Annotated in this window: 21 protein-coding genes and 1 tRNA gene; 11 read left to right on the top strand and 11 right to left on the bottom strand. The window is 67.9% G+C overall.

From position 1 onward, the window contains the following. Nucleotides 1-358 precede the first annotated feature (358 nt). The 3 genes from IEY36_RS29330 to IEY36_RS29340 form a co-directional block, all read right to left on the bottom strand. The gene (locus tag IEY36_RS29330; RefSeq protein WP_188973711.1) at nt 359-985 is read right to left on the bottom strand and encodes a site-specific integrase; all 627 of its coding nucleotides are present in this window, start codon (nt 983-985) and stop codon (nt 359-361) included. Nucleotides 986-1,104: 119 nt separating this feature from the next. After that, entirely contained in the window at nt 1,105-2,466 is a 1,362-nt protein-coding gene (locus tag IEY36_RS29335; protein WP_188973713.1) for a hypothetical protein, read from the bottom strand. A 289-nt stretch (nt 2,467-2,755) separates the two neighbouring features. Continuing rightward, nucleotides 2,756-2,829 (bottom strand) — tRNA-Gln (locus IEY36_RS29340). Between the two features lie 170 nt (nt 2,830-2,999). Between IEY36_RS29340 and IEY36_RS29345 the strand changes: the two genes are divergently transcribed. From IEY36_RS29345 to IEY36_RS29370, 6 genes are all read left to right on the top strand, one after another. Beyond that, nucleotides 3,000-4,073 carry a Ppx/GppA phosphatase family protein gene (locus IEY36_RS29345; RefSeq protein ID WP_188973715.1) on the top strand — a complete coding sequence of 358 codons (1,074 nt, stop codon included), beginning with the start codon at nt 3,000-3,002 and terminating at the stop codon, nt 4,071-4,073. A gap of 272 nt (nt 4,074-4,345) precedes the next feature. Further along, complete coding sequence (locus IEY36_RS29350; RefSeq protein ID WP_229681693.1) at nt 4,346-5,050, top strand: RlmE family RNA methyltransferase; 705 nt, start codon at nt 4,346-4,348, stop codon at nt 5,048-5,050. Nucleotides 5,051-5,460: 410 nt separating this feature from the next. Continuing rightward, nucleotides 5,461-6,966, top strand: coding sequence for an IMP dehydrogenase (gene guaB / locus IEY36_RS29355; RefSeq protein WP_188973717.1), 1,506 nt, complete (start codon nt 5,461-5,463; stop codon nt 6,964-6,966). Nucleotides 6,967-7,149: 183 nt separating this feature from the next. Continuing rightward, nucleotides 7,150-7,827, top strand: a complete 678-nt coding sequence (locus IEY36_RS29360) for a haloacid dehalogenase type II (protein ID WP_188973719.1) — start codon at nt 7,150-7,152, stop codon at nt 7,825-7,827. After that, nucleotides 7,824-9,161: an RsmB/NOP family class I SAM-dependent RNA methyltransferase gene (locus IEY36_RS29365; protein WP_188973721.1), complete on the top strand. Its 1,338-nt coding sequence runs from the start codon at nt 7,824-7,826 to the stop codon at nt 9,159-9,161. The genes IEY36_RS29360 and IEY36_RS29365 overlap by 4 nt, the downstream gene beginning before the upstream one ends. Next, complete coding sequence (locus IEY36_RS29370; protein ID WP_188973723.1) at nt 9,158-9,721, top strand: GNAT family N-acetyltransferase; 564 nt, start codon at nt 9,158-9,160, stop codon at nt 9,719-9,721. The genes IEY36_RS29365 and IEY36_RS29370 overlap by 4 nt, the downstream gene beginning before the upstream one ends. 50 nt (nt 9,722-9,771) lie before the next feature. On the opposite strand, the gene IEY36_RS29375 is transcribed toward IEY36_RS29370, so the two are convergent. Next, nucleotides 9,772-9,954, bottom strand: a complete 183-nt coding sequence (locus tag IEY36_RS29375) for a DUF3309 family protein (RefSeq protein WP_188973725.1) — start codon at nt 9,952-9,954, stop codon at nt 9,772-9,774. Between the two features lie 283 nt (nt 9,955-10,237). On the opposite strand from IEY36_RS29375, the gene guaA reads away from it, so the two are divergent. Genes guaA through ybaK form a run of 3 tightly spaced genes read left to right on the top strand, consistent with a single transcriptional unit; the run spans nt 10,238 to nt 13,552 of the window. Beyond that, a complete protein-coding gene (guaA, locus tag IEY36_RS29380; RefSeq protein ID WP_188973727.1) occupies nt 10,238-11,821 on the top strand; it encodes a glutamine-hydrolyzing GMP synthase in 1,584 nt (527 codons plus the stop codon). Beyond that, nucleotides 11,818-13,077 carry a M20/M25/M40 family metallo-hydrolase gene (locus tag IEY36_RS29385; protein ID WP_188973729.1) on the top strand — a complete coding sequence of 420 codons (1,260 nt, stop codon included), beginning with the start codon at nt 11,818-11,820 and terminating at the stop codon, nt 13,075-13,077. The genes guaA and IEY36_RS29385 overlap by 4 nt, the downstream gene beginning before the upstream one ends. Nucleotide 13,078: 1 nt before the next feature. Further along, nucleotides 13,079-13,552 carry a Cys-tRNA(Pro) deacylase gene (gene ybaK, locus IEY36_RS29390; protein WP_188973731.1) on the top strand — a complete coding sequence of 158 codons (474 nt, stop codon included), beginning with the start codon at nt 13,079-13,081 and terminating at the stop codon, nt 13,550-13,552. 187 nt (nt 13,553-13,739) lie between these two features. Here ybaK and IEY36_RS29395 read toward each other — a convergent pair whose 3' ends face one another. Further along, nucleotides 13,740-14,399: a glutathione S-transferase family protein gene (locus IEY36_RS29395; protein ID WP_188973733.1), complete on the bottom strand. Its 660-nt coding sequence runs from the start codon at nt 14,397-14,399 to the stop codon at nt 13,740-13,742. Nucleotides 14,400-14,404: 5 nt separating this feature from the next. Continuing rightward, nucleotides 14,405-14,983, bottom strand: a complete 579-nt coding sequence (locus tag IEY36_RS29400; RefSeq protein ID WP_188973735.1) for a dihydrofolate reductase family protein — start codon at nt 14,981-14,983, stop codon at nt 14,405-14,407. A gap of 80 nt (nt 14,984-15,063) precedes the next feature. Between IEY36_RS29400 and IEY36_RS29405 the strand changes: the two genes are divergently transcribed. After that, a complete protein-coding gene (locus tag IEY36_RS29405; RefSeq protein WP_188973737.1) occupies nt 15,064-15,576 on the top strand; it encodes a winged helix-turn-helix transcriptional regulator in 513 nt (170 codons plus the stop codon). A gap of 33 nt (nt 15,577-15,609) precedes the next feature. After that, nucleotides 15,610-15,978, top strand: a complete 369-nt coding sequence (locus IEY36_RS29410) for an ArsC family reductase (protein WP_188973739.1) — start codon at nt 15,610-15,612, stop codon at nt 15,976-15,978. Here the strand turns inward: IEY36_RS29410 and IEY36_RS29415 are convergent. The 5 genes from IEY36_RS29415 to IEY36_RS29435 all read right to left on the bottom strand — a co-directional run. Continuing rightward, complete coding sequence (locus IEY36_RS29415) at nt 15,884-17,722, bottom strand: recombinase family protein (protein WP_188973741.1); 1,839 nt, start codon at nt 17,720-17,722, stop codon at nt 15,884-15,886. The two genes, IEY36_RS29410 and IEY36_RS29415, sit on opposite strands and share 95 nt — an antisense overlap. Then, nucleotides 17,719-18,873 carry a site-specific integrase gene (locus tag IEY36_RS29420; protein WP_188973743.1) on the bottom strand — a complete coding sequence of 385 codons (1,155 nt, stop codon included), beginning with the start codon at nt 18,871-18,873 and terminating at the stop codon, nt 17,719-17,721. Before IEY36_RS29420 ends, IEY36_RS29415 begins: the two co-directional genes overlap by 4 nt. Beyond that, on the bottom strand, nt 18,873-20,627 hold the full coding sequence (locus IEY36_RS29425) for a site-specific integrase (RefSeq protein WP_188973745.1): 1,755 nt from the start codon (nt 20,625-20,627) through the stop codon (nt 18,873-18,875). The genes IEY36_RS29420 and IEY36_RS29425 overlap by 1 nt, the downstream gene beginning before the upstream one ends. A gap of 126 nt (nt 20,628-20,753) precedes the next feature. Beyond that, nucleotides 20,754-20,984 carry a helix-turn-helix domain-containing protein gene (locus tag IEY36_RS29430; RefSeq protein WP_188973747.1) on the bottom strand — a complete coding sequence of 77 codons (231 nt, stop codon included), beginning with the start codon at nt 20,982-20,984 and terminating at the stop codon, nt 20,754-20,756. A 306-nt stretch (nt 20,985-21,290) separates the two neighbouring features. Further along, nucleotides 21,291-22,562: recombinase family protein (locus IEY36_RS29435; RefSeq protein WP_188973749.1), on the bottom strand; the 1,272-nt coding region annotated here is incomplete at its 5' end.

Raw genomic sequence — 22,562 nt, forward strand, 5'->3', positions numbered from 1 at the left:
CGGTCGATGTTCACTACCACCTCATCGGTGGTCGAAAGCAGCCGACGCATCACGGCCGAGCCGATAAAGCCGAGGCCGCCTGTGATCAACAAAGGCATTTCGACCTCAGTAATCGTGCAATTCTCGATTGTAGAAAATATGAGGTACACCTTGCGTCAAATCACTTCAATCCCCGAGTCTCCGTCACTGGGACCGACTACTGGCTCGCTGGCCGCTCCCTTTCAATGGGAAACGGCTCCATCAGCCTCGGCAGCGTCATCCCCTCCGGCTGTCGCCCATTCAGCATCGCCTCGACGATGTCCGATGCCAGCAGGGTCAGCCGCAGCACGCGCGAGACGTAGGACGAGTTTGTCCGGCGTCAATCAAGCGCGTGATGGCGGTATGGCGGAACGAGTGCATCCCAACGCCGGGCCGATACACCCTGACCTGTTGAAGGTAGTAGATGAAGTTGCGCGTAAAGCGTACGCCGCGCCGACCATCCTTCCCTTGTGGCGGGAGGTCGGGGAACAATGGGTCGTCCGGATGCGGCGCCTTCTCGCGCGTATTGCACGAAGCCCAGGCGGATGACCTCCGGATGCAAGGGCAGGGTGCGGGTGGCGTTCCGGGTCTTGAGACTGCGGCCCGTCATGGCGGCCGCTTCATTGGCCTCCGTCTCCAGGATGTTGAGGAACCACGTCCCCGCGTCGCATTGAAGGTCGCCCCCGTAGACGTCTGCGAACTCCTCCAGGCGGGGAGTGTTCCGGCTTTCCGCCTCCGCGATCATCTCGGCGACGGTGCGGGTCCTGTCCTTCGGCGAGCGACCGTAAGTGTTTGGCAGGCGTCGCAGCGTCCCCAGGAACGAGGTTAGATCGCTACGGCGATACTCGCTGACAGGGCGGTCTCCGCAGACCTCGCGGAACAGCCGAAGCGTGGTCCGTTCCTGGCCCATGACTTGGTGACGCGTCTGGTCGATCTTCTCCCGGCGAACGAAGTAGGGCTCGACCAAGGCCGAAGCTAGCGGCGCTGTCGGATCGGCGGGGGATGGCGTTGGCGTGCGGCCGGCCAGTAGCGCGCGCCCGGATGGCGGAGGCAGGCCGTGCGCGCCTATGCGAAGGACACGGCGTATCAGAGGGCCGTGGAGACAGTGCGCCTCCCCACGCCCTCCCGGTAGACCCCGACAGCCTCGCGGTAGTAGCGAAAGTCCCGAGTGAACCTTGGACCCCGCTTCCTATCCTTGCCCTGGGGTGTGAGGTCGGGGAACAGCGGATCCCCGGGCTTCGGGGCGGTTCTCGTGAGGTAGTCCAGAAAGCCCAGGCGGATGATCTCCGGGTGCAAAGGGACTATGCGGATGGCGTTCTGGGTCTTCAGGCGCCGTGCCTCTTCATTGAGGTCGAAAGCCCAGAGGCCACCAGCGTTCTCATCCTGGATCACGTCACTACAGCGGAGGTCTGCGAACTCCTCCAAGCGAGCACCGTGGAACAGGGCCAGCAGAGGCAGCCAGAACTTCGCATCCCTGATGATCTCTGGCCCCGCAGTGGCTCGATGCTTCGGCTCGCAACCGGTCCAGACGGGTGACTTGAAGAGTTTGATGAGTTCATCAGAGGTCCAGGCGTCTCGCTGATCCCGCGCCTTCCGTTCCTCCTTGAAGGCATGGTCCTCCACCAACTCGGTTCTATGGGCATTGCTGATGTGGCCGAGGTCCATGGCGAACTTGAAGAACTGAGAGAGGGCCGACAGGTGGCGCTTCACGGTCTTGTCCGAGAGGCGCTCAACGCCCTTCGCATCGGCCTGGGCAATGATGTCAGCGAGGGACAGTTTCTTGTCCTCTGGTGATTTGCCGTAGTTAGTTGGAAGGCGGCGCAGGGTGTTGAGGAACGCCGTGACGTCTCCTCGGCCGTATTCGTTCACAGGGCGATCTCCTGCGGCTTCGATGAACCGTCGCAGGGTTCCCCGCTCTTGCCCCATGACTTGCTGGGTCGCCTTTGCGACGCTCTCACGCTGGACGAAGAACGGCTCAACGAGGGTAGAGATGAGCGGGGCCTTCGACGGAGCCCTGGTGTCACTGACTGTCGGTTCAACCAGAGCCGGGGGAACGACGGGCCCAGGAGCCACGTCCAGAACGGTGAAGGCCTCGCCGCTGGCCCGGTGTTCCGCGACCTCATTGAACTTGATGAACGTCTCTATGATGCCGAGGGCGAGGGTGGGCCACATCTCGCTTGAGATCTTGTAGCGGCCAGCGAGATCCTCGACCTCCTCGGAGACTGAGGCGTAGTCCCTGGATCGCCGTGCGGCCTTCCAGGCCTCAAGGTTCCCACGAGCCTCTGCAACGTCAGCGTCATCGGGGTTGGTGGCAACGTCGTCCATGCCCGGAACCCAGGACGCATAGACGGGGAGACCGGGCTCCACGGCTACCCTGGAAGTTGTGTCGGCAGTCAGAAGCTGGCCGAGATACTCCCGAAGGATCCGGCGTATGTCTTCGATGGTCATGGTTCGGCTGCGTAACACCTGGACGTGGCGCTCCAGTTGGTCTGCGAGCCACTCGGCCCTACGGAACAACCGGGTCCCCAGAGACATAACGATCTCGCGGGAACTGCCGAAGGGGTCACGTCGCCGGTAGTGATAGACACCCGAGCGCCTAACTAGTCGCAGGGCGGCCTTGTGGTGCGTCTTGTGGTGCAGTTGTGGTGCAGATGACCGCAACATCTTGGCTCCGGTTCTGGACCGAGCCTAGGAAATCGTTGAGGTTCCGATGGATACCACCCGACAGGGTGTTAGGTGGCTGGGGGACCTGGATTCGAACCAAGAATGCCCGAGTCAGAGTCGGGAGTTTTACCGTTAAACTATCCCCCAAGCGGGATCGGCACTGGCCGGGGCGCGCATGTAGCATCGTCCAACGGGGTGGGCAACACCGCCCGTGATGCCAGATGCGGGGGCGGAGATGGAAAGCGCTTGCCCCGGCACCCACATGTCCGGATCATGAAGGCGCGATCGGCCGCCGCCGCGCCGGTCCGGACCCTGGAATGACCGAGACAGTCGCACGCCATATCCCCGACGCCCCGCCCGAAACGGCGGCGCCGGCCTGCGCGCGCGTGGAGCACGGCCAGGCGGCCTTCGCGGCGATCGACCTCGGTACCAATAATTGCCGGCTGCTGGTCGCGGCGCCGACCACCTCCGGCTTCCGGGTGGTTGATTCCTTCAGCCGGATCGTCCGGCTGGGGGAGGGGTTGGCGCAATCCGGGCGGCTCGCCGATGGGGCGATGGACCGGGCGGCCTCGGCGTTGCGGGCCTGCGCCGACAAGCTGGCGCGCCGGCCGGTGCGGCGGTTCGAGGCGGTGGCGACCGAGGCCTGCCGGCGCGCCACCAATGGTGCGGCCTTCCTGTCGCGCATCACCGCCGAGACGGGGTTGCGCCTGCGCATCATCTCGGCGCGAGAGGAAGCGGCGCTGGCGATGGAATCTTGCGCGCCCCTGCTGGAACCCGCTGATCGCCGCGCGCTGTTGTTCGACATTGGCGGCGGCAGCACCGAGATTGCCTGGATCCGCGTGCCGGATGGGCCACGGGCGGGGGAGCCGCCGGAGTTGATCGGGTATCTGTCCCTGCCGCTCGGCGTGGTGACGCTGGCCGAGCGGGCCGGGCAGGATTGCTTCACGCAGCGCGGCTTCTGCGATGTGGTCGATGAAGTGGCGCATCATTTGGCGGAGTTCGACCGGGTGCATTGCATCGGGCAGGAAATCCGCGTGGGCGGGGTGCGGTTGATGGGCACTTCGGGGACTGTCACCACGCTTGCCGGCGTGGCGATGGCCTTGCCGCGCTACAAGCGGCCGCTGGTCGATGGCAAGATCCTGGAATGCGAGGCGGCGGACCTGGCGCTGGGGGATCTGTTCGCGCTGGGGCGGGAAGGGCTTGCGCAGCATCCCTGCGTCGGGCCGGAACGGGTGGAATTCGTGCTGCCAGGCTGCGCGGTGTATGCTGCGATCCGGCGCGTCTGGCCGACGCCGCGCATCACCGTCGCCGATCGCGGACTACGGGAAGGCATGTTGACCAGGATGATGCGCGCTGAGCGCACCGCATCGCGCCGCCGCGCCTGGCGCTAGGGCAGATTGCGCTCGGCTGGCATTGTCAGAAGGCGTGAAGTCGTTCGCTGAACCAAGGGGCGCGAGAGGGCTCTGTCAGCCAGAGCGAACGCAAACCGCTCCAGTGCGAGAATGGTTGGAGCAGGCGACGGGCACCTAGGCGAAGGCAGCATGCTCCAGGGCAGATCCCGATTGGGTAACATGACCTGGTCGGGCGAAGATGCGCGCGAAAACAATGGTATGGAACGGATTCCGTGAGCCGGAGCGAGCGGAAGCGGCTCCTGAAGGACTAGATGATGGCGAAACAACCGCCCGGTTCCGGCCGGGGCATGTCCACGCGGCTGAAGACCGCGGAGGGCCGTTCCACCGCCAGCCAGCGCTGGCTGACGCGGCAGTTGAACGACCCCTATGTGAAGGCGGCGAAGGAACGCGGGCTGCGGTCGCGCGCGGCGTTCAAGTTGCTGGAGATGGACGAGAAGCTGAAGCTGCTGAAGCCTGGGCTTCGGGTGGTGGACCTCGGCGCCGCGCCGGGGGGGTGGACGCAGGTGGCGGTGCAGGTGGTGGGGCCGAAGGGCCAGGTTGTCGCGATCGACATCCTGCCGATGGACCCGGTGCCGGGGGCGACCGTGTTGCAGGGGGATTTCCAGGACCCGGAGGCCGAGCAACGCACCATCGAGGCGATGCGCGGGCGGGCGGATGTGGTGCTGTCGGACATGGCGCCGAACACCACCGGACATCAGGCGACGGATCATCTGCGGATCATGGCGCTGGCGGAGATCGGGCTCGATTTCGCGCGGCGGGTGCTCGCACCGCGCGGTGCGTTCATCGCCAAGGTGCTGCAAGGCGGGACGACCGGCGAGATGCTGGCGACGCTGAAGCGGGATTTCGTGACGGTGCGGCATGTGAAGCCGCCGGCGAGCCGCAAGGACAGCGCGGAGCTGTATGTCGTGGCGACGGGGTTCCGCGGCGGGGTGATGACGGCGCCGGACCCACTTTAAGATTTTAGGATTTTAGGTGTCGCGGATGCGCCGGATTCGGACAATCGGCCCCGATGCGTCGGCGGGGTGCGCCCTCGAATCGGATGGGGTCGGGTCAAAGAACGGTCCCTGCCGTCAGGACAGGGTTTGGAATAAAAACCTAACACCGGATGCCCGGAAAGTCCAGAGCGACGACATGTTGCGGTGCCGCCCGACATCAGCCCGTGCCCGGCTTGCCGATACCTGCCGGGAACACCCTCCCCACCCACGCGCCGGCCCAACATCGCAAAAAGGGGAGGGGGATTCGGGGGAGGTCTCCTCCCCCGACCTACCTCCCTCGCGCATCCCTCCTGCAACGCAACCGCCGCTTGCCCAACGCCTCCCCCACGATTAAGGAGGGCCGCCAAGGTTCGGATCGCGAAAGGTCCCCCATGGCTCCCGACAGCACGCATGACACTCCCCGCCGCGGCATCCGCATGATCGAGGAGGCTTACGCCTTCGACGACGTGCTGCTGGTGCCTGCCTATTCCACGGTGCTGCCCTCGCAGACCGACACGCGCACCCGCATGACGCGCGAGATTGCGCTGAACATCCCGCTGATTTCTGCGGCGATGGACACGGTTACCGAGGGCAACATGGCGATTGCCATGGCGCAGGCCGGTGGCATCGGCGTCATCCACAAGAATCTGACGCCCGAGGAGCAGGCCGCGCAGGTCCGTCAGGTCAAGAAGTTCGAATCGGGCATGGTGGTCAATCCGCTGACCGTGCATCCCGACCAGACGCTGGCCGAGGTGCGGGCCTTGCAGGACCGCTATCGGATCAGCGGCATTCCGGTGGTCGAACGTGGTTCGGGCCGGTTGGTCGGCATCGTGACCAACCGCGATGTGCGCTTTGCGACCGACCCCAGCCTGCGCGTCTATGAGTTGATGACGCGGGAGAACCTGATCACCACCGGGCTGGATGTGACGCCGGACCAGGCGCGGACGCTGCTGCACAAGCACCGGATCGAGAAGCTGGTGGTGGTGGATGACGCCTATCGCTGCGTCGGGTTGATCACCGTCAAGGACATGGACAAGGCGCAAGCCAACCCGAATGCGTCCAAGGACCCGATGGGCCGGCTGCGCGTCGGTGCGGCGACCGGTGTGGGCGAGGATGGTTTCCGCCGCGCCGAGTTGCTGATCGCCGCCGAGGTCGATGTGGTGGTGGTCGATACCGCGCACGGCCATTCGGGCGGCGTGATGGAGGCGGTCGAGCGCATCAAGCGTCTGTCGAATTCCGTGCAGGTGGTCGCCGGCAATGTCGCGACGCCCGAGGGCGCGCTGGCGCTGATCGAGGCGGGCGCGGATGCGGTGAAGGTCGGCATCGGGCCTGGTTCGATCTGCACCACGCGCATCGTCGCGGGTGTGGGCGTGCCGCAGTTGACGGCGGTGATGGAAAGCTCCGCGGCGTCGCGGGAGAAGGGCGTGCCGGTGATCGCCGATGGCGGCATCCGCACCTCGGGAGACCTCGCCAAGGCGATCGCCGCCGGGGCGGATTGCGCCATGATGGGCAGTGTGTTCGCCGGCACGGATGAGGCGCCGGGCGAGGTGTTCCTCTACCAGGGGCGGTCCTACAAATCCTATCGCGGCATGGGCTCGCTGGGGGCGATGGCGCGCGGGTCGGCGGACCGGTATTTCCAGGCCGAGGTGCAGGACACGCTAAAGCTGGTGCCCGAGGGCATCGAGGGGCGCGTCGGCTACAAGGGGCCGGTGGGCACGGTGGTCCACCAGATGGTGGGCGGGCTGCGCGCGGCGATGGGCTATACCGGCTGCGGGACGGTGCCCGACCTGCAGACCAAGGCGCGGTTCCGGCGGATCACCGGGGCGGGGCTGCGGGAATCCCATGTGCATGACGTGGCGATCACGCGCGAGGCGCCGAATTACCGCGCCGAGGGGTAAGGGCCGAGCTGAGAGGGGTGCCGCCCCTCTCCGGACCTCACCCCGCCAAAGGACCGGCCCCTTTGGAAGGCCATCCGAGGGCGTTGTGGCGGCGGCGCGGTGCCGCTCCGTCGCCGGCGAGGCGCGGCTTGCCGCGGCGCCCCCCGCGGGCGAGGCTGGCGCAGGCCCAGGAGGAAACGTTGCATGCCTGCCCCGGAAGCGGTCGTCTTCGACGCCTATGGAACCTTGCTCGACGTCAACGGGGCGATGGCGCAGCACGCCGCGCGACTGGGCGAGCGGTGGGAAGCGCTCTCGGCCGAATGGCGGGGCAAGCAGCTCGAATACACCTGGGTGCGCAGCCTGACCGGTGCGGCGCATCATGAGAATTTCTGGCTCTGCACGCGCGACGCACTGGCCTTCGTTTTCGCCCGCCACGGCATCGACGATCCGGCGCTGCAGAAGCAATTGATGGAGGCCTACCGCTTCCTGCCCGCCTATCCGGAGGTTCCCGCCATGTTGCGCGGCCTGCGCGAACGCGGCGTCGCGGTGGCCATATTGTCGAACGGAACGCCGGGGATGCTGGCGGATGCCGTCTCGGCCGCAGGGATAGAAGCATTGGTGGATGAGATATTGAGCGTGGAATCGGTGGGCGTCTTCAAGCCGGATCCGCGCGTGTACCGGCTGGCGACGCGGCAATTCGGCTGTGAGCCGGAGGAATTGATGTTCGTTTCGGGCAATGCCTGGGACGGGCAGGCGGCCCTGGACTTCGGCATGCAGGTGGTGCGGGTGAACCGAACCGGAGCGCCGGATGAATACGGCCTGGCCGCGGCCGGCGTGGTGTCGCTGTCCGACCTCGCCGGTCTGCCTGGCTTGCTGTCGTGACGCCGGCCGCACGGATTGCCTGCGCGATAGACCTGATCGGGGTTCTGGAGGAGCAGTGCTTCGGCCCGGCGGCGCGGCGCCGCCCGGCCGATGCGGTGGCGAGCGACTTTTTCCGTACCCGTCGCTTCATCGGCGGCGGCGACCGGCGGGTGGTGTCGGAACTGGCCTGGGGGGTGGTGCGGCAGCGCATCCGGCTCGGCTGGCATCTGGACCGGCTGGGCGTGGCGCCGACGGCCCGGCTGCTGTTGCTGGCGCAAATGCTGCTGGGCCGCAGCGGCGACCATGGGCGGGGGCGGCAGGCGGCCGAGGCGGCCTTCGACGATTCGCATTACGGGCCGGCGGCGCTCGACCCCGCCGAGCGGCGGGTGGCGGCCTCGCTCGATGGGCGGCCGCTGGTCGACCCCGCCATGCCGGACGGGCCGCGGCTGAACCTGCCGGATTGGGTGTTGCCGGCGCTCACCGCGCGGTTCGGCGCCGGCTTGGCGCGGGAAGCGGCGGCGCTGGAGACCGAGGCGCCGCTCGACCTGCGGGTCAATTTGCTGAAGACCGACCGGGAGGCGGCGATCACGCTGCTGGCTGGGGAACGCATCGAGGTGGTGCCGACGCCGCTTTCCCCCTGGGGGTTGCGGCTGCCGGCGCGCCGGCCGGTGACCGGCACCGCGGCGTTCCGCCAGGGGTTGATCGAGGTGCAGGACGAGGGCAGCCAGCTGATCGCGCTGCTGGCCGATGCGCGGCCCGGCATGCGGGTGGCGGATTACTGCGCCGGGGCGGCCGGCAAGACGCTGGCGATGGCCGCGACCATGGGTAACAAGGGCAAGATCACCGCCTGCGATACCTCGGCCGCGCGTCTGGAGGGGGCGGCGACACGGCTGAAACGGGCCGGGGTGGACAATGCCGAGCGGCATCTGCTCGAGGCCGGCGATCGCTGGGCGAAGCGGCGGGCGGGGTCCTTCGACCGGGTGTTGGTGGATGCGCCTTGCACCGGGACCGGCACCTGGCGGCGCAACCCGGATGCCCGGCTGCGGACGCGGCCCGAGGATTTGGCCGAGCTGGTCGAGGTGCAGCACCAGATTCTCGGCAAGGCTTCGGAACTCGTGCGTCCGGGCGGGCGACTGGTCTACGCTACCTGTTCCCTGTTGCCGCAGGAGAACGAGGAGCAGATGGACCGCTTCCTGGCACACGCCCCCGGCTTCGTCCCTATCCCGCTCGACCGGCTGTGGGCGGAACTGCGCCCGGGGTTGGAACTGCCCTGTGAGGGGCCGTTCCTCGCGCTGTCGCCCGGCCGGCACGGGACGGATGGCTTCTTCTGCGCGGTGCTGGAGCGCGGGGCGTGATCAGCATCCGTCGCGCCCGGCCCTCCGACGCGCAGGCGATCGGGGAGATCCACGCGGCGGTCTGGCGCAGCACCTATGCCGGCATCCTGCCCGATGCCTATCTGGCGGGACTTTCGGCGCAGCGGCTGGCGGGGTTCTACCAGCGGGCGGTGCAGGACCGGCGGGACGGGCATGCGGTGTTCGTAGCCGTGGCCGGGGTGGCGGGCTCACCGGGCGGGGCGACGGTGGTGGGTTTCGCCTCGGGTGGGCGGTCGCGCCGGCCGGGGATCGCCGAGGGGGAGGTGGAGACGCTCTACCTCCTGGAGGATTGGCGCGAGCGTGGCGCCGGGCGGCGGCTGATGCGGGCGATGGGGGCGCATCTGCGCGCGGTGGGCTGCCGGTCGGCCATGCTGTGGGTGCTGGCCGACAACCCGACTCGCTGGTTCTACCGCCATCTGGGCGGGCGCGAATTGGCGCATGACGAGATCCGCGTCGGCGGCAAGGAAGTGGAGCAGGCCGCTTTCGTGTGGGACCCGATCGAGGCGCTGCTGGCGGCGACGGCGCCGGCGCAGGAGCGGTAGCGCCGATCGTCGGGCCGGGCTCAGTCGCCCCCGCGAGGCATTGCCGGCGCTTATTGCATGCCCGGGCCGTGCATGAACGCGCCGCCGAAGATCAGGTAGACCACAAGCACGATGAGAAGCAGCCCGACCAAGCCCCCGAAGCCTCGGCCACCGTAGTAGCCGGACCGGTAGCCGTAATAGCCGCCACCTCCGAACAGTAGAAACAGCAGAATAACAATCAACAAAAGGCCCATCGGGTGTCTCCTCTGCGGGCAGAACGCCCGAGACGGGGAAAGGTTGCGAACTGCCTCCTCGATCTTGCCAGTGCCACGCTGTTCATCCGCGCGCCATCGGCTTCTGCCTCTGGCAAGCCGAAGCGATGCCGGCTACCGAATCATTGGGAGCGCCTGTCGCGGCCGCGGCTGACCCGGCAGCCGGGGGTGGCATGGCGCGATGACGCGGGCATGACCTCCGCGGAACGGTGAATACCGACCCGACTCGACTTGCCCGAAGCGCGCGCCTGTGCTTCACGCCGCCATGGCCGACCCCACCGCTTCTTCCGCCTCCGCCCGGCACGAACAGGTGCTGATCCTCGATTTCGGCAGCCAGGTGACGCAGCTGATTGCGCGCCGGCTCCGCGAGACCGGGGTTTATTGCGAGATCTGGCCTTTCAGCCACGCGCCCGAGGAGCGCATCCGCGCCTTCGCGCCGAAGGGCATCATCCTGTCCGGTGGGCCGGCTTCGGTGAATGAGGGGGAGAGCCCCAAGGCGCCGGCACATGTGTTCGAGCTGGGCCTGCCGGTGATGGGCATCTGCTACGGACAGCAGACCATGGCGGCGCAGCTGGGCGGCTTAGTGGAAGGGTCCGACCATCGTGAATTCGGCCGCGCCTTTGTCGATGTGACGGGGGAATGCGCGATCACCCAGGGCATCTGGGCGCCGGGCGCGCGGGAGCAGGTGTGGATGTCGCATGGCGACCGCATCACCGCGCTGCCGCCGGGGTTCCGCTCGGTGGCGAGCAGCGAGGGGGCACCGTTCTCGGTGATCGCCGATGATGCGCGGCGGTTCTACGGCACCATGTTCCACCCGGAGGTAGTGCACACGCCGCATGGCGCGGCGCTGCTGAAGAACTTCACTCATGGCGTCTGCGGCTGTTCGGGCGACTGGACGATGGGGGCGTATCGCGCCGAGACCATTGCCAAGATCCGCGCCCAAGTCGGCAAGGGCAGGGTGGTGTGCGGGCTGTCGGGCGGGGTGGATTCCTCGGTGGCGGCGGTGCTGATCCATGAGGCGATCGGCGACCAGCTCACTTGCATCTATGTCGATCACGGGCTGATGCGGGCGAATGAGAGCGAGCAGGTCGTGAAGACCTTCCGCGACCGCTTCAACATCCATTTGGTGCACCGCGATGCGTCGGATCTGTTCCTCGGACAGTTGAGCGGCGTCACCGACCCGGAGATCAAGCGCAAGACCATCGGGCGGCTGTTCATCGAGGTGTTCGAGGAGGAGCAGAACAAGCTCGGCGGGGCGGATTTCCTCGCCCAGGGCACGCTGTATCCGGATGTGATCGAGAGTGTTTCGGCGACCGGCGGGCCGTCCGTGACGATCAAGTCGCATCACAATGTCGGCGGGCTGCCGGCAGGGATGCGCATGCAGTTGATCGAGCCGCTGCGCGAGCTGTTCAAGGATGAGGTGCGGGTGCTCGGGCGCGAGCTCGGCATTCCGGAGGAGATCGTCGGGCGGCATCCGTTCCCCGGGCCGGGGCTGGCGATCCGTATCCCGGGCGACGTGACGCGGGAGAAGGCGGATCTGCTGCGCAAGGTGGACACCGTCTTCCTCGAGGAGATCCGCAATGCCGGGCTGTATGACGCGATCTGGCAGGCCTTCGCCGTGCTGCTGCCAGTGCGCACGGTGGGCGTTATGGGGGACGGGCGAACCTATGACCAGGCCTGTGCCCTACGCGCCGTGACGAGCACGGATGGCATGACGGCGGATGTGTATCCGTTCGACATGGCGTTCCTGTCGCGGGTGTCGAACCGGATCGTGAATGAGGTGCGGGGGATCAACCGGGTGACGTATGACATTACGTCGAAGCCGCCGGGGACGATCGAGTGGGAGTGACGACCGCCGCCGATCTGAAGGCCGCCCTCTGCCGCCACATCGACGCGCGGCGCGACGACGTTGTCAGCCTGCTGCAGGACTTCCTGCGCATCCGCTCGGTCAACCCGCCGGGCGACATGCGCGAGGCGGCGGATTTCGTGAGCGGCATCCTCGACCGCTTCGGGCTGGAACACCGCACCGTCGCGGCGCGGGAGGACATGCCCAACATCATATCCCGCTGGAACGCGCCCTATGTCGGGCGACATTTGGTGCTGAACGGGCATATGGATGTGTTCCCGGTCTCGGATGACCGGCTCTGGGCGGGCGCGATCAAGGGCGATCGCATCGTCGGGCGCGGGGCCTCGGACATGAAGACCGGCACGCTCGCCTCCATCCTCACCTATTGTCTGTTGTATCCGCATCGCGACCGGTTGTGCGGGGCGCTTACGCTGACCGTGGTCTCGGACGAGCAATCGGGCGGGCGCTACGGCACGAAGTTCCTGTTCGATAACGTCGCTGATGAGATCAGCGGGGATTGCTGCCTGAATGGCGAGCCGAGCGGGCTCGGCAATCTCCGCTTCCTGGAGAAAGGGACGCTGCGCTTCTCGCTCTCGGCGCATGGGCCGGGCGGGCATGGCGGCTATCCGCACCGGGCGAACAATCCGATCCAGCAGATCGTCGCCGCGGTGCAGGCGCTGTACGACCGCTACCATCTCAAGCTCGCCGACATGCCGGAGGAGATTGCGGCGGTGCTGCGCACGCCGGAGAGCATCGCCGCGGCGGATGCCATCCTCGGCCAGGGTGCCGCGGACAATGCGCTGCGCATCACCGTCAATGCCGGCATCATCGAGGGCGGGCGCAAGGCGACGCAGATCCCGACGGCCTGCACCGTGCATGTCGACATGCGCTTCCCCTTCGGACCCGATCGCGACCGCGTGCGCGGCGAACTCGTCGCCCTGGCCGATGAATTCGGCTGCGTGCTGACGGTCAATGAGGACCACAGCTACCCCGCCTCCGGCACCGAGCCCGATGGCGAGATGGCGCTGATCCTACGCGACAACACCAAGGCGCTGCTCGGCATCGATGCGCCGCCGGTGTGCAGCCTGGGTGGCACGGATACGCGATATTGGCGGTGGCGCGGCATTCCGGCGATCATCATCGGGCCATCGCCGCTAAGCATGGGGACGGATGACGAGCACGTCACCATCGATGAGGCGATCGCCGTGCTGAAGCTTCAGGTGATGTGCGCCATCGACTATCTCTGGGCGCCCGGCTGAGATGTCGAAGGCGACGCGGGCGACGACGGCCCTCGCCAAGGCCGGCATCGCCTTCACGATCCACGAATATGACTACGACCCCGATGCCGAGAGCATCGGGTTGCAGGCGGCCGCGGCCATTGGCGAGGACCCGTCGCGCGTGCTCAAGACGTTGATGGCGCTGGTTGATGGCAAGCCGGCCTGCGTCATCGTGCCCTCGGACCATGAGGTCTCGATGAAACGCCTGGCGGCGGCCTTCGGCGGCAAGTCGGCGCAGATGATGAAGCCGGCCGAGGCGGAGCGCGCCACCGGCTACAAGGTCGGCGGCATCAGCCCCTTCGGCCAGATGCGGCCGGTGCGCACGGCGATCGAGGAACAGGCCCTCGCGCATGCGCTGGTCTACATGAATGGCGGGCAGCGTGGGTTGCAGGTGCGGCTGAAGCCGGGCGATGCGGTGGCGGTGCTGAAGGCCGTCGTGGCGCCGCTCGTCGCGTAGGGATCGAGAGGGGCAGAGCCCCTCTCGAACTCTCCCCGCCAAATGCCCGAGGCCTTTGGAAACCGAGACTTGGCGCCGGGCGTCAGTGGCGGAGCCGACAACGAGACCGGCCCCCGCGCCCGGCGCCCGAAATCGGCATTCCAAAATGCCCGGCACTTTGGAGGGGCGGAGCCCCTCCAACCTTCCTTCAGTCCCGCCCCGGATCGCCAAGCGGAAAATACCCCCGATACGGCCGCGCCTCCTCCAGCGCCCGCGCATAGGACGGCCGCGCCAGCAGCCGTGCGCGATAGGCACGCAGGGTCGCAAAGCGCGGGTCGATCGGGTGCGTCCAATCCGCGTAGAGCAAGGCTGGCGCCGCTCCGCAATCGGCCAGGGAGAAGGTCTCGCCCGCCGCCCAGATACGTCCGGCCAGCCGTGCATCGAGCCAGGCATAGGCGGTCTCCAGCCGCGCCCGCGCCTGGGCAACGCCAAAGGCGTCCTGCGTGCCGGTCGGGCGGATCACGTCCAGCACCACCTTCTGCATCGGTATCATCAGGTCGTTGTCGATCACGCGGTCGATCAGGCGGACTTCCAGCGCGGCGGCCGGGTGGGCGGGCAGGAAGCGCACCGGGCCGGGGTGATGCAGGTCGAGATGCTCAATGATGATGCTGGCTTCGGGGATCACCACAGCGCCATCCACCAGTACGGGGAAGCGGCGGAACGGCCAGAGCGCGCCGAGGGCGTCGGCCGCCGTCGCGTCGCCGAGATTGACCTGGTGAAAGGTGAAGTCCGTGGCGTTCTCGTAGAGTGCCACCAGCGCCTTCTGGCAGAAGCTGGAGAAGGGGTGGGCATGCAGGGTGAGCGCCATGGCTCTCACCCCCGGCCCGCGCGACGGTAGCGCAGGATGACCGAGCCGACATCGAGGGCGCGGCTTTCGACGAGCGTCATCATCACCTCCGGCCGCCCGCCGCGGAACAGCGGTTTGCCGTCGCCATACAACTCGGGCGTGATCATCAGCCAGAATTCGTCCACCAGGTCGAGCGAGAGCAGGTTGTGCGACAGGCCGGCACCGCCGAAGGCGAAGATGTCCCCCGGCGCCTCGCGCTTGAGCCGCGCCACCTCGGCCGCGAGGTCCGGACCGGCGATCCGCGCGTTCCAGCCCGGGTCGCCGGTCAGGGTGCGCGAGACCACCGTCTTGGGCAGCGCGTTCATGCGCGCGGCGTAGGAAACGCCGGCCGCCGGGCTGGTCGGGTCGGTCTCCGCCGCGCTCCAGAAGCCCTTGTTGAACAGGAAATTGACCCGGCCGTAGAGCAGGTGCCCCGCGCGGTAGACGGCGGCGCGTGCCCAGTCGCGCTCGATCTCGTCCGACCAGGGCGGCGGGGCGAAGACGCCGCCGGGCTTCTCGATATAGCCGTCGAGGCTGGTGAAGACGCTCAGGACCAGGTCCGCCATGGTGCCGCCTCCTGTTCGAAACTGATTGCATATCGCAACTGGTGTATTTCTGGCCTAACCGATCCTAGATTGCAACCGGTATGGATTCCCAACCCACATCCCCCGACCGGCCGCACCGCTCCGGCTGTCCGATCAACCTGGCGCTCGAAGTGCTGGGGGACAGGTGGAGCCTCATCGTCATCCGCGACGTCATGTTCGGGAACCGACGGCATTTCCGCGACCTGCTGAACGGGTCGATCGAGGGCATCGCCTCGAACATCCTGGCCGACCGGCTGAAGCGGCTGGTTGCGGCCGGGCTGCTGACGCGACGCGACGACCCGACGCATCGGCAGAAGGGCATCTACAGCCTGGCTGAACCGGCGATCCAGCTGGTGCCGGTCCTGGCGCATCTCGGCGCCTGGGGGCGGCGGCACACGCCGGTCTCGCGCGACCTGGCGATCCGCGCGCAGCTGCTGGAGGAAGGCGGGCCGGCCTTGTGGGAGGCCTTCATGCGGGAGCTGCGGCATCAGCATCTTGGCACGCCGGATCCGGGCACGTCGGTACTGGCCGACCTCACCGCGGCGTATGAGGCGATGCGCGGCGAATCCGCGTAACCTGCGCGCCGACCCCGATTGCAGGAGGCAAGCTTGGCCGCGTCCGTCACCATCCACGGCATCAAGAACTGCGACACGATGAAGAAGGCGCGCGCCTGGCTGGAAGCGCATGGCGTGGCACATGCGTTCCATGACTACAAATCCGCCGGCATCGACCGCGCGACGCTGGCCGGCTGGGCGAGGAAGGCGGGGTGGGAGAAGCTGCTCAATCGCGCAGGCACCACCTTCCGCAAGCTGCCGGACGCGGAGAAGGAAGGGCTGACAGAGGAGCGCGCGCTGGCGCTGATGGAGGCGCAGCCGTCGATGATCAAGCGGCCGGTGCTGGCGCTGGGGGATCGGCTGATCGTGGGGTTCGATACCGCGGAGTATGAGCGCGCGATCGCGACGCTGCCGCGGGATTGAGGGCGGGGTATGCTCTGGGGCGCCGCGTTGGCAACGGGAGTGGGCCGCGAAGATTGGAGGGGCTTTGCCCCCTCATAGTCCCCTTTACCGAACAGGTGGACAAACCGGAAACGAGGTCGCGGCATTTCGCATCATCTCCGTCGGGAAAGGCGCCGGCGGCCTTGAGCATGGCCATGAGCTGCCCGACCAGTTCGATCCCGGGGGGATCGTCGGGGTCGTCCCCGGGGGTCACGATGACCTTGTCGATCAAGGCCCGTGCCGCCTCCAGCACGTCCTGCCCCTTCCCGGCATCGATGCCCCGCCGCAGCTCCGCCACGCGCTCGGAGTAGGTCTGCGCCAGGTTCGGGTGCAAGGCCGGCGGCACGGTGCTCCCCTGTGCTGACGCCGCCCGCAGTTCGTCCCGGCGCGCCTCGAGCTCGGACAGCTTCTGCTGGATGCCGTATGCTTTCAGCCCCTCCGCGACCGCCTCCAGGATGTTCTCGATCTTGCGTTCAACGACCTTCAACTCCCGCCGGCGGACGTCGGTGCCGGCGGAGGCCTCGGCCGACATCCGGTTCCACTCGGCGATAAACTCTGCGCAGAACGCCTCCAGCAGATCCGGGTGCATCAGACGCCGGCCGAGCGCATCGAGCACCTGCGCCTCCAGCGTCGACCGGCGGACCATGCGGCGGTTCAGGCAGCCCTGCCTGTTACGGGCGGCACGGCACGCCAGGTAGTCCTGCCCGGCCGCCGAGAGCGGCCGCCCACAGCAGCCACAGAACACCTTGCCGCTGAGCAAGTGCTTCGGCCGCCGCCGGTCCCAGAAGGTGTTGCCGCGGTTCTGACTGGCAGGAGCCGCCTCCGCGGCCAGCCGCCGCTGGGCCTGCTGCCACAGATCGTCATCGATGATCCGCAGTGCGGGCACCGGCGTCTCGACGATGGCCTCCTCGGGATGCGCCCGCACCACCCAACCGCCGCGGATCGGATCACGGCGCCGGGTGGTGCGGTTCCAGGTCTGCCGCCCGGCATAGAGCGTGTTCCGCAACAGGCCGTTCTCACGCCCAGGCCGGCCGCGGATGGTCCAGTCATGCCAGGGCCGGCCGTCCGGCCCTTGGATACCTTCGATATTGAGCGCGCGGGCGATGGCGAGCGGACTGGCCCCACCGACATAGTCGCGAAAGATGCGCCGGACGACGGCGGCGCCGGCCGGGTCGATCTCGCGCAATCCCCGCACCGGCTCGCCATCAGCGCCGAAGGTGCGGAGGGCCCGATAGCCATACGCGATCCGCCCGGTTCCAAACCCCTGGCGGGCACGCCCCTCCAGGCCCCGATGGGTCTTTTGCGCCAAATCCTTGAGGTACAGCGCCCCCATCGTGCCCTTGAGCCCGACGTGCAACTCGGAGATCTCCCCCTCGGCGAGGGTGACGATCCGGACGCGGGCAAAGACGGCGAGCTTGTGGAAGGCGGCGACGTGCTCGAGGTCGCGCGACAGGCGATCCAGGCTCTCGGCCAGGACGATGTCCAGCTGGCCCGAGCGGATGGCCTCGAGCAGCGCCTGGTAACCGGGGCGCAACGTGGTGGCGCCGGAAATGGCAGCGTCCGTGAACGTACCGACCACGGACCAGCCCTCGCGCTCGGCGCGGACCTGGCAGATGCGCAACTGGTCCTCGATCGAGGCCTCGCGCTGGTTGTCGGAACTGTACCGCGCATAGAGCGCACAGCGCGGCACCTTGGTGCTGGCGATGACGGGATCGGTGCGGCTCATGGCGCATTCTCCGCCCGGGCGCGCAGGCGCTGTCGGGCTGCTTTTCGGAGCTTGGCCATCAGGTCGTGATGGCGGCGCAGGGCGAGTCGGCTGTCGGTCAAGATATAACTTCGCTCTGTCGTGCTCAGCTTGGTGTGATGCAGCATGTGCTGCGCCATGTGCACATGATCAGGGTCCTCGTTCGCCACCGTCGTCGCCAGGCAGTCACGAAACAAGTGGGCATTCACGTAATGGCCAAAGTGGCGCGTCGTGTGGCGCTGCAGAGCCTTGGTCAGTCCGCCGGGGGTGAGCGGCGTGCCACCCTGGCCGACCCACAGGATCGCCCCGGCCGGCCGTGGCGGACGCGCGGGATCCACCGACACCTTGGCGGCCATGAGGATCGGGCGCACCTCCGCAAGGTAGCGGTCGAGGGATAGGAGCAACTCCTCCGGCCAGATCGTTTCGATCGGACGCTTGGTCTTGGTCTCCTCCCCCGCAAAGCTCAGCGTCACCCTGTCGCCGGATCGGCGGAGGTGACGGCCGATCGTGATGCCGAGGAAGTTCGTGACCCGCAGGGGCCGCAGCGCCAGCAGCGCGATCATCAGGCCGTCGCGGAAGTCCCGCGCGGCGGCCACGCGCTGCCGTGGCTGCGTCGTCGCCACGCTGGCATCGTCCAGCACGGTGCCGGCATGCTCCATCAGCTCATGCCCGAGCTGCAGGAGGCCCTGGGCGGGCACCATGCGGGACCGCTTGTCCCGGGTCGGCCTGGCCTCTCGTTGGAGGTTGTTGTGGGCCTGATGCAGCCAGCGCCAGTCACCCTCGGGGAACATCGCCTTACAGAGCATGCTGAACCAGGACAGATAGCCAACCACCGTGCACGGGGCGCGTCCCTTGCGGAGAAAGGCGACGTACGCCGTGAATCGTTCGGGCGTGATCCGCGCCATCGGCGCCTCATTGGCCAGGGCAACACCCTGCTCCAGTAGCCAGGCAAGCCACCGGCCATGGGCACGTTCCGCATTGCGCTGTGATGCGGGGCGCCACCTGGCAGCATGACCGCCCGGTACCAAGAAGTCCGGCTGCCGGTTGGCAGCATCCCAGGCCTGCCGATCCTGCTCGGGCCATTGCGTCAGCGGCAGGGCCGCGTGTTCGCGCCGCGCCGGCAATCCCGCCATCACTGCGTCCCTCCCGACGCGCGCTTGGAGGCCGCGCGGGGCTTCTTTCGATGGGACCCGCGCGCCATGGCATCGGCGCGCAGGGTGCCCATCAGGTCGCCATAGTCCGCGATCGCCATGGATGCCTCGAGGCCGCTGTAATGGGCCATGGTCGTCGCCAGCGACTTGTGGCCAAGGATGCGCTGCACCTTGCCATGTGCGCCACGATCGTCGCGGAGGGTGAGATAACCGGTCAGGGAGCGGAAATCGTGCGGCGTGAGCATCAGCCCGCACTGCGTCGTGGCCGCTTTGCGGATCTGGCTGCGCAGCGCCTCGCCCGTCTTGGGCTGGCCCGGCACCGCCCCGGGGAACAACCAGTCGGTGCCGCCAGGGTTCAGCAACGGGCGGAAGCGATCGATGTAGGCCTCCATCCGCTTGGCGACATCCTTCGGCAGGGGCCCAGTGATCCGCAATTCGTTTTTCGTCTCGGCCGCCGGGATGTCGACGGTGATGCTCTTCCCGGGACCGCGGATCAGGTGAACGCCCAGCCGCAGGCCGCCAAGGTTCTTCAGGCGCATCGGCAGATGGAGCAGGATGTCGGCCAGGATCGCGGTCTGCGCCATCTGGGCCAGGCGCTGGCCGGGCGGGCCGGCACGGCAGGCCTTGTCCATCAGCGCGCCCGGCAGCGTCAGCAGGCGGTCGAGGCGATCCTGGTCCTCCACCGCGGCGCGGACCCGGCCCTCGGTGCGCTTGGACATGCCGGTATGGGCCGGACGGAGCTGCCGCATCATGTTGCGCAGCGTCTCGACGTCAGGCTCCGGCAGCTTGGCCCAGTACTTCCCGATCTGCAGCACCAGGGCCGCCATCTGGAACGTGTGCGCCGTCGACTTCTGGCCCGCGCGCTCCCAGAGAACGCGCAGGGCGACTCGCGCCATCGCCGGAGTCACGACGCCGGCGAGGTCAACCATGGAGGCGGGATCGACGCCGCTTTCGATGAGCGCCCCCAGGTAGGTCCGCAGCTGGCGCAGCCGGGTCGCCATGGAGGTGGCCCGCAACGCGCTGAACGGGCGATTGGTGAAGGGATCGTCACCGCCGAGCCATTCGCGCCAGCGCTCGATGTGGTCGCGCAGGGTCTGCGGATAGGCGGTGAGCGGGGGCGAGAAGGTGAGACGGTGATCCGGCACGCCCAGTCGGCACTGCGGCCAGGCCGGGTGCAGGTCAGCCGCCGTATTCCACAACCGCGCCACTTCCCGGGCAGCGCGGGCCGGCTCGGCAACCAGGCTGCGGTGCTCGAGGTCGGACAGATACCTCTCCAGCACCGCGCCATCGACCGCCGCCGGCTCGATATCCCTGACGGTGCAGTAGCGCGCGAAGCGCCAGGCGTGGAAGTGGCGCTCCGCACCGGGCTCCAGGAGGACCAGGATAGTCTGCCATTCAGCCGACGGGGCGGTGGCGATGCGGCTCTGCACCTGGATGATGCCAAGATGGGTCAGGGCAGAGGTGACCAGGGAAAGGACGTTGCGCCAGCGGCCGGGGCGGAAGCCCGCCATGGCCGGGGTCACGCCATGCAGGAGGCGGCGGAGGACCATCGGATCGGAAGAGATCACCTCCAATGGCTGGCCAAGGCCCTTGGCGAGGGAGCGAAACGCCGACGACCATTCCTGGCGGCGGAGTTCGGGCAGGACCTCGTCGGCGAGGAAGCACGCCCGCAGTTCCGCCAGGGTCGGGAATGTGCCACTCTCCGCTGCGCTCCGGAAATACCCATAAGTTGACATCGATAGGCTCCTTGGGACTGGTCTGGTTCCGGGTGAACAAAAGTGATTGCGCGTCATTGATAACGTAGTGAAAGACGAGCCGGCCGCAGTCACGACGGCCCCTGAAGTGCTGGAATTACATGGACTTCAGCGGACATGCGTGTCGCCCTCCCGGCAGCGGGCCAGGTAGACCTGCAGGTCGGCCTCGGAGACGCGGAGCGAGCGGCCAACACGCAGGGCGCGGAGCACCTCCGCGGCGATCAGGCGGCGGACGGTCTTGTCGCAGACCGAGAGGATCTCGGCGGTCTGCCGGATGGTCAGCAGCTTGGCGGGCGGGCGGGCGGGCGCGCCCCGCCGCGGCGGGGTCGATGCAGTCATGATGAGGTCTCCGAGATCGGGTGGCGGCCGACCGCCTTTGCCCACGCGTCACGCGCGGCCTGCCGCGCCAGGGCGCGGGTCAGGGCACGCAGCAGGTCCTCGGCGTCGGAGCGCGCATCATCGGACCCGGCGCGATGCGCCTGGTCGGTCGGTGAGCAGCCCGTCTCCGGCGGAGGGGTGACTCGTGGATGTCGGCAGTCGGCCATGCGCCGAATCTGCCGTCACGACTTCGGCGCGACGCATTTTTGCGACCTTCGTGGCCATACGCGCGGCACCATCCGCACAACCGATCAACAGGGCGCGCAGCTATTCCTTGACAGCCTTGCTTGTCGTGACGATCGAGTCGCTGGTCGTATTCGTCGGCGTCGGCGTGACGGTGACCAGCGCCTCGAGCGTCGATCGACGGACCGTGCGGCGGTTGGGGCAGCCCTGCCGGTTGCGGGCGGCGAGACAAGCCAGGTAGCCCTGCCCGACCGCCGAGAACGCCCGACCGCAGCAGCCGCAGAACACCTTGCCGCTCAACAGGTGCTTCAGCCTCCGGCGGTCCCAGAAGGTGTTGCCGCGGTTCTGCGTGGCGGGCGACGCTTCCGCCGCCAATCGCCGCTGGGCCTGCTGCCACAGCTCGTCATCGACGATCCGCAGCGCGGGAACCGACGTCTCGACGATGGCCTCCTTGGTATGGGCGCGGACCACCGACCCGCCCCGAACCGGATCACGCCGGCGGGTGATGCGGTTCCAGACCTGGAGCCCGGCATAGAGCGGGTTGCGCAGCAGGCCGTTCTCCCGACCCGGCCGGCCGCGGATCGTCCAGTCATGCCAGGGCCGGCCATCGGGGCCGGGGATCGACTCGGCGTTGAGCGCGCGGGCGATGGCCAAGGGGCTGGCGCCGCCGACATAGTCGCGAAAGATCCGCCGCACCACGACGGCGCAGTCCTCGTCCACATCGCGCAATCCGCGCACCGGCTCGCCGTCGGGATCGAACTGGCGCACCGCCCGATAGCCGTAGGCCAACCGCCCGGTGCCGAACCCCTGGCGGGCGCGCCCCTCGAGCCCGCGGTGGGTCTTTTGCGCCAAGTCCTTGGGGTAGAGCGCTCCCGTGGTGCCCTTGAGCCCGACATGCAGCTCGGAGATCTCACCCTCAGCGAGAGTGACGATCTGCACACCGGCAAAGATCGACAGCTTGTGGAACGCGGCCACGTGCTCGAGGTCGCGCGAGAACCGGTCGAGGCTCTCCGCCAGCACGATGTTGGCCTTGCCCTGGCGGATCGCCTCGAGCAGCGCCTGATAGCCGGGGCGCAGCGTGGTCGCCCCCGAGATGGCGGCGTCGGAGTGAGTGCCGACGACCGACCAGCGCTCACGCTCGGCGCGGGCCGCGCAGACCCGCAGTTGGTCCTCGATCGAGGCCTCGCGCTGGTTGTCAGTCGAGTAGCGCGCATAGACCAGGCAGCGCCGTGGGCCTGCCCCGCCTGAACGGACACCTTTGATAGGCTGAAGGGCCAGGAGGTGACGATGGTAGGTGGCGTGAAACGGCGTCGGAGTTTTCCCGACGCGTTCAAATGGGAGGCGATTGCCGCGATC

Origin of the sequence: Neoroseomonas lacus (assembly GCF_014644535.1) — a bacterium.
Taxonomy (GTDB): domain Bacteria; phylum Pseudomonadota; class Alphaproteobacteria; order Acetobacterales; family Acetobacteraceae; genus Neoroseomonas; species Neoroseomonas lacus.

Excerpts from the sequence above, each read along its gene's own strand:
- IEY36_RS29335 (WP_188973713.1), bottom strand. The coding sequence starts at position 2,466 with ATGACCATCGAAGACATACGCCGGATCCTTCGGGAGTATCTCGGCCAG.
- IEY36_RS29345 (WP_188973715.1), top strand. The coding sequence starts at position 3,000 with ATGACCGAGACAGTCGCACGCCATATCCCCGACGCCCCGCCCGAAACG.
- IEY36_RS29350 (WP_229681693.1), top strand. The coding sequence starts at position 4,346 with ATGATGGCGAAACAACCGCCCGGTTCCGGCCGGGGCATGTCCACGCGG.
- guaB (WP_188973717.1), top strand. The coding sequence starts at position 5,461 with ATGGCTCCCGACAGCACGCATGACACTCCCCGCCGCGGCATCCGCATG.
- IEY36_RS29360 (WP_188973719.1), top strand. The coding sequence starts at position 7,150 with ATGCCTGCCCCGGAAGCGGTCGTCTTCGACGCCTATGGAACCTTGCTC.
- IEY36_RS29375 (WP_188973725.1), bottom strand. The coding sequence starts at position 9,954 with ATGGGCCTTTTGTTGATTGTTATTCTGCTGTTTCTACTGTTCGGAGGT.
- guaA (WP_188973727.1), top strand. The coding sequence starts at position 10,238 with ATGGCCGACCCCACCGCTTCTTCCGCCTCCGCCCGGCACGAACAGGTG.
- ybaK (WP_188973731.1), top strand. The coding sequence starts at position 13,079 with ATGTCGAAGGCGACGCGGGCGACGACGGCCCTCGCCAAGGCCGGCATC.
- IEY36_RS29395 (WP_188973733.1), bottom strand. The coding sequence starts at position 14,399 with ATGGCGCTCACCCTGCATGCCCACCCCTTCTCCAGCTTCTGCCAGAAG.
- IEY36_RS29400 (WP_188973735.1), bottom strand. The coding sequence starts at position 14,983 with ATGGCGGACCTGGTCCTGAGCGTCTTCACCAGCCTCGACGGCTATATC.
- IEY36_RS29405 (WP_188973737.1), top strand. The coding sequence starts at position 15,064 with ATGGATTCCCAACCCACATCCCCCGACCGGCCGCACCGCTCCGGCTGT.
- IEY36_RS29415 (WP_188973741.1), bottom strand. The coding sequence starts at position 17,722 with ATGAGCCGCACCGATCCCGTCATCGCCAGCACCAAGGTGCCGCGCTGT.
- IEY36_RS29420 (WP_188973743.1), bottom strand. The coding sequence starts at position 18,873 with ATGGCGGGATTGCCGGCGCGGCGCGAACACGCGGCCCTGCCGCTGACG.
- IEY36_RS29425 (WP_188973745.1), bottom strand. The coding sequence starts at position 20,627 with ATGTCAACTTATGGGTATTTCCGGAGCGCAGCGGAGAGTGGCACATTC.
- IEY36_RS29430 (WP_188973747.1), bottom strand. The coding sequence starts at position 20,984 with ATGACTGCATCGACCCCGCCGCGGCGGGGCGCGCCCGCCCGCCCGCCC.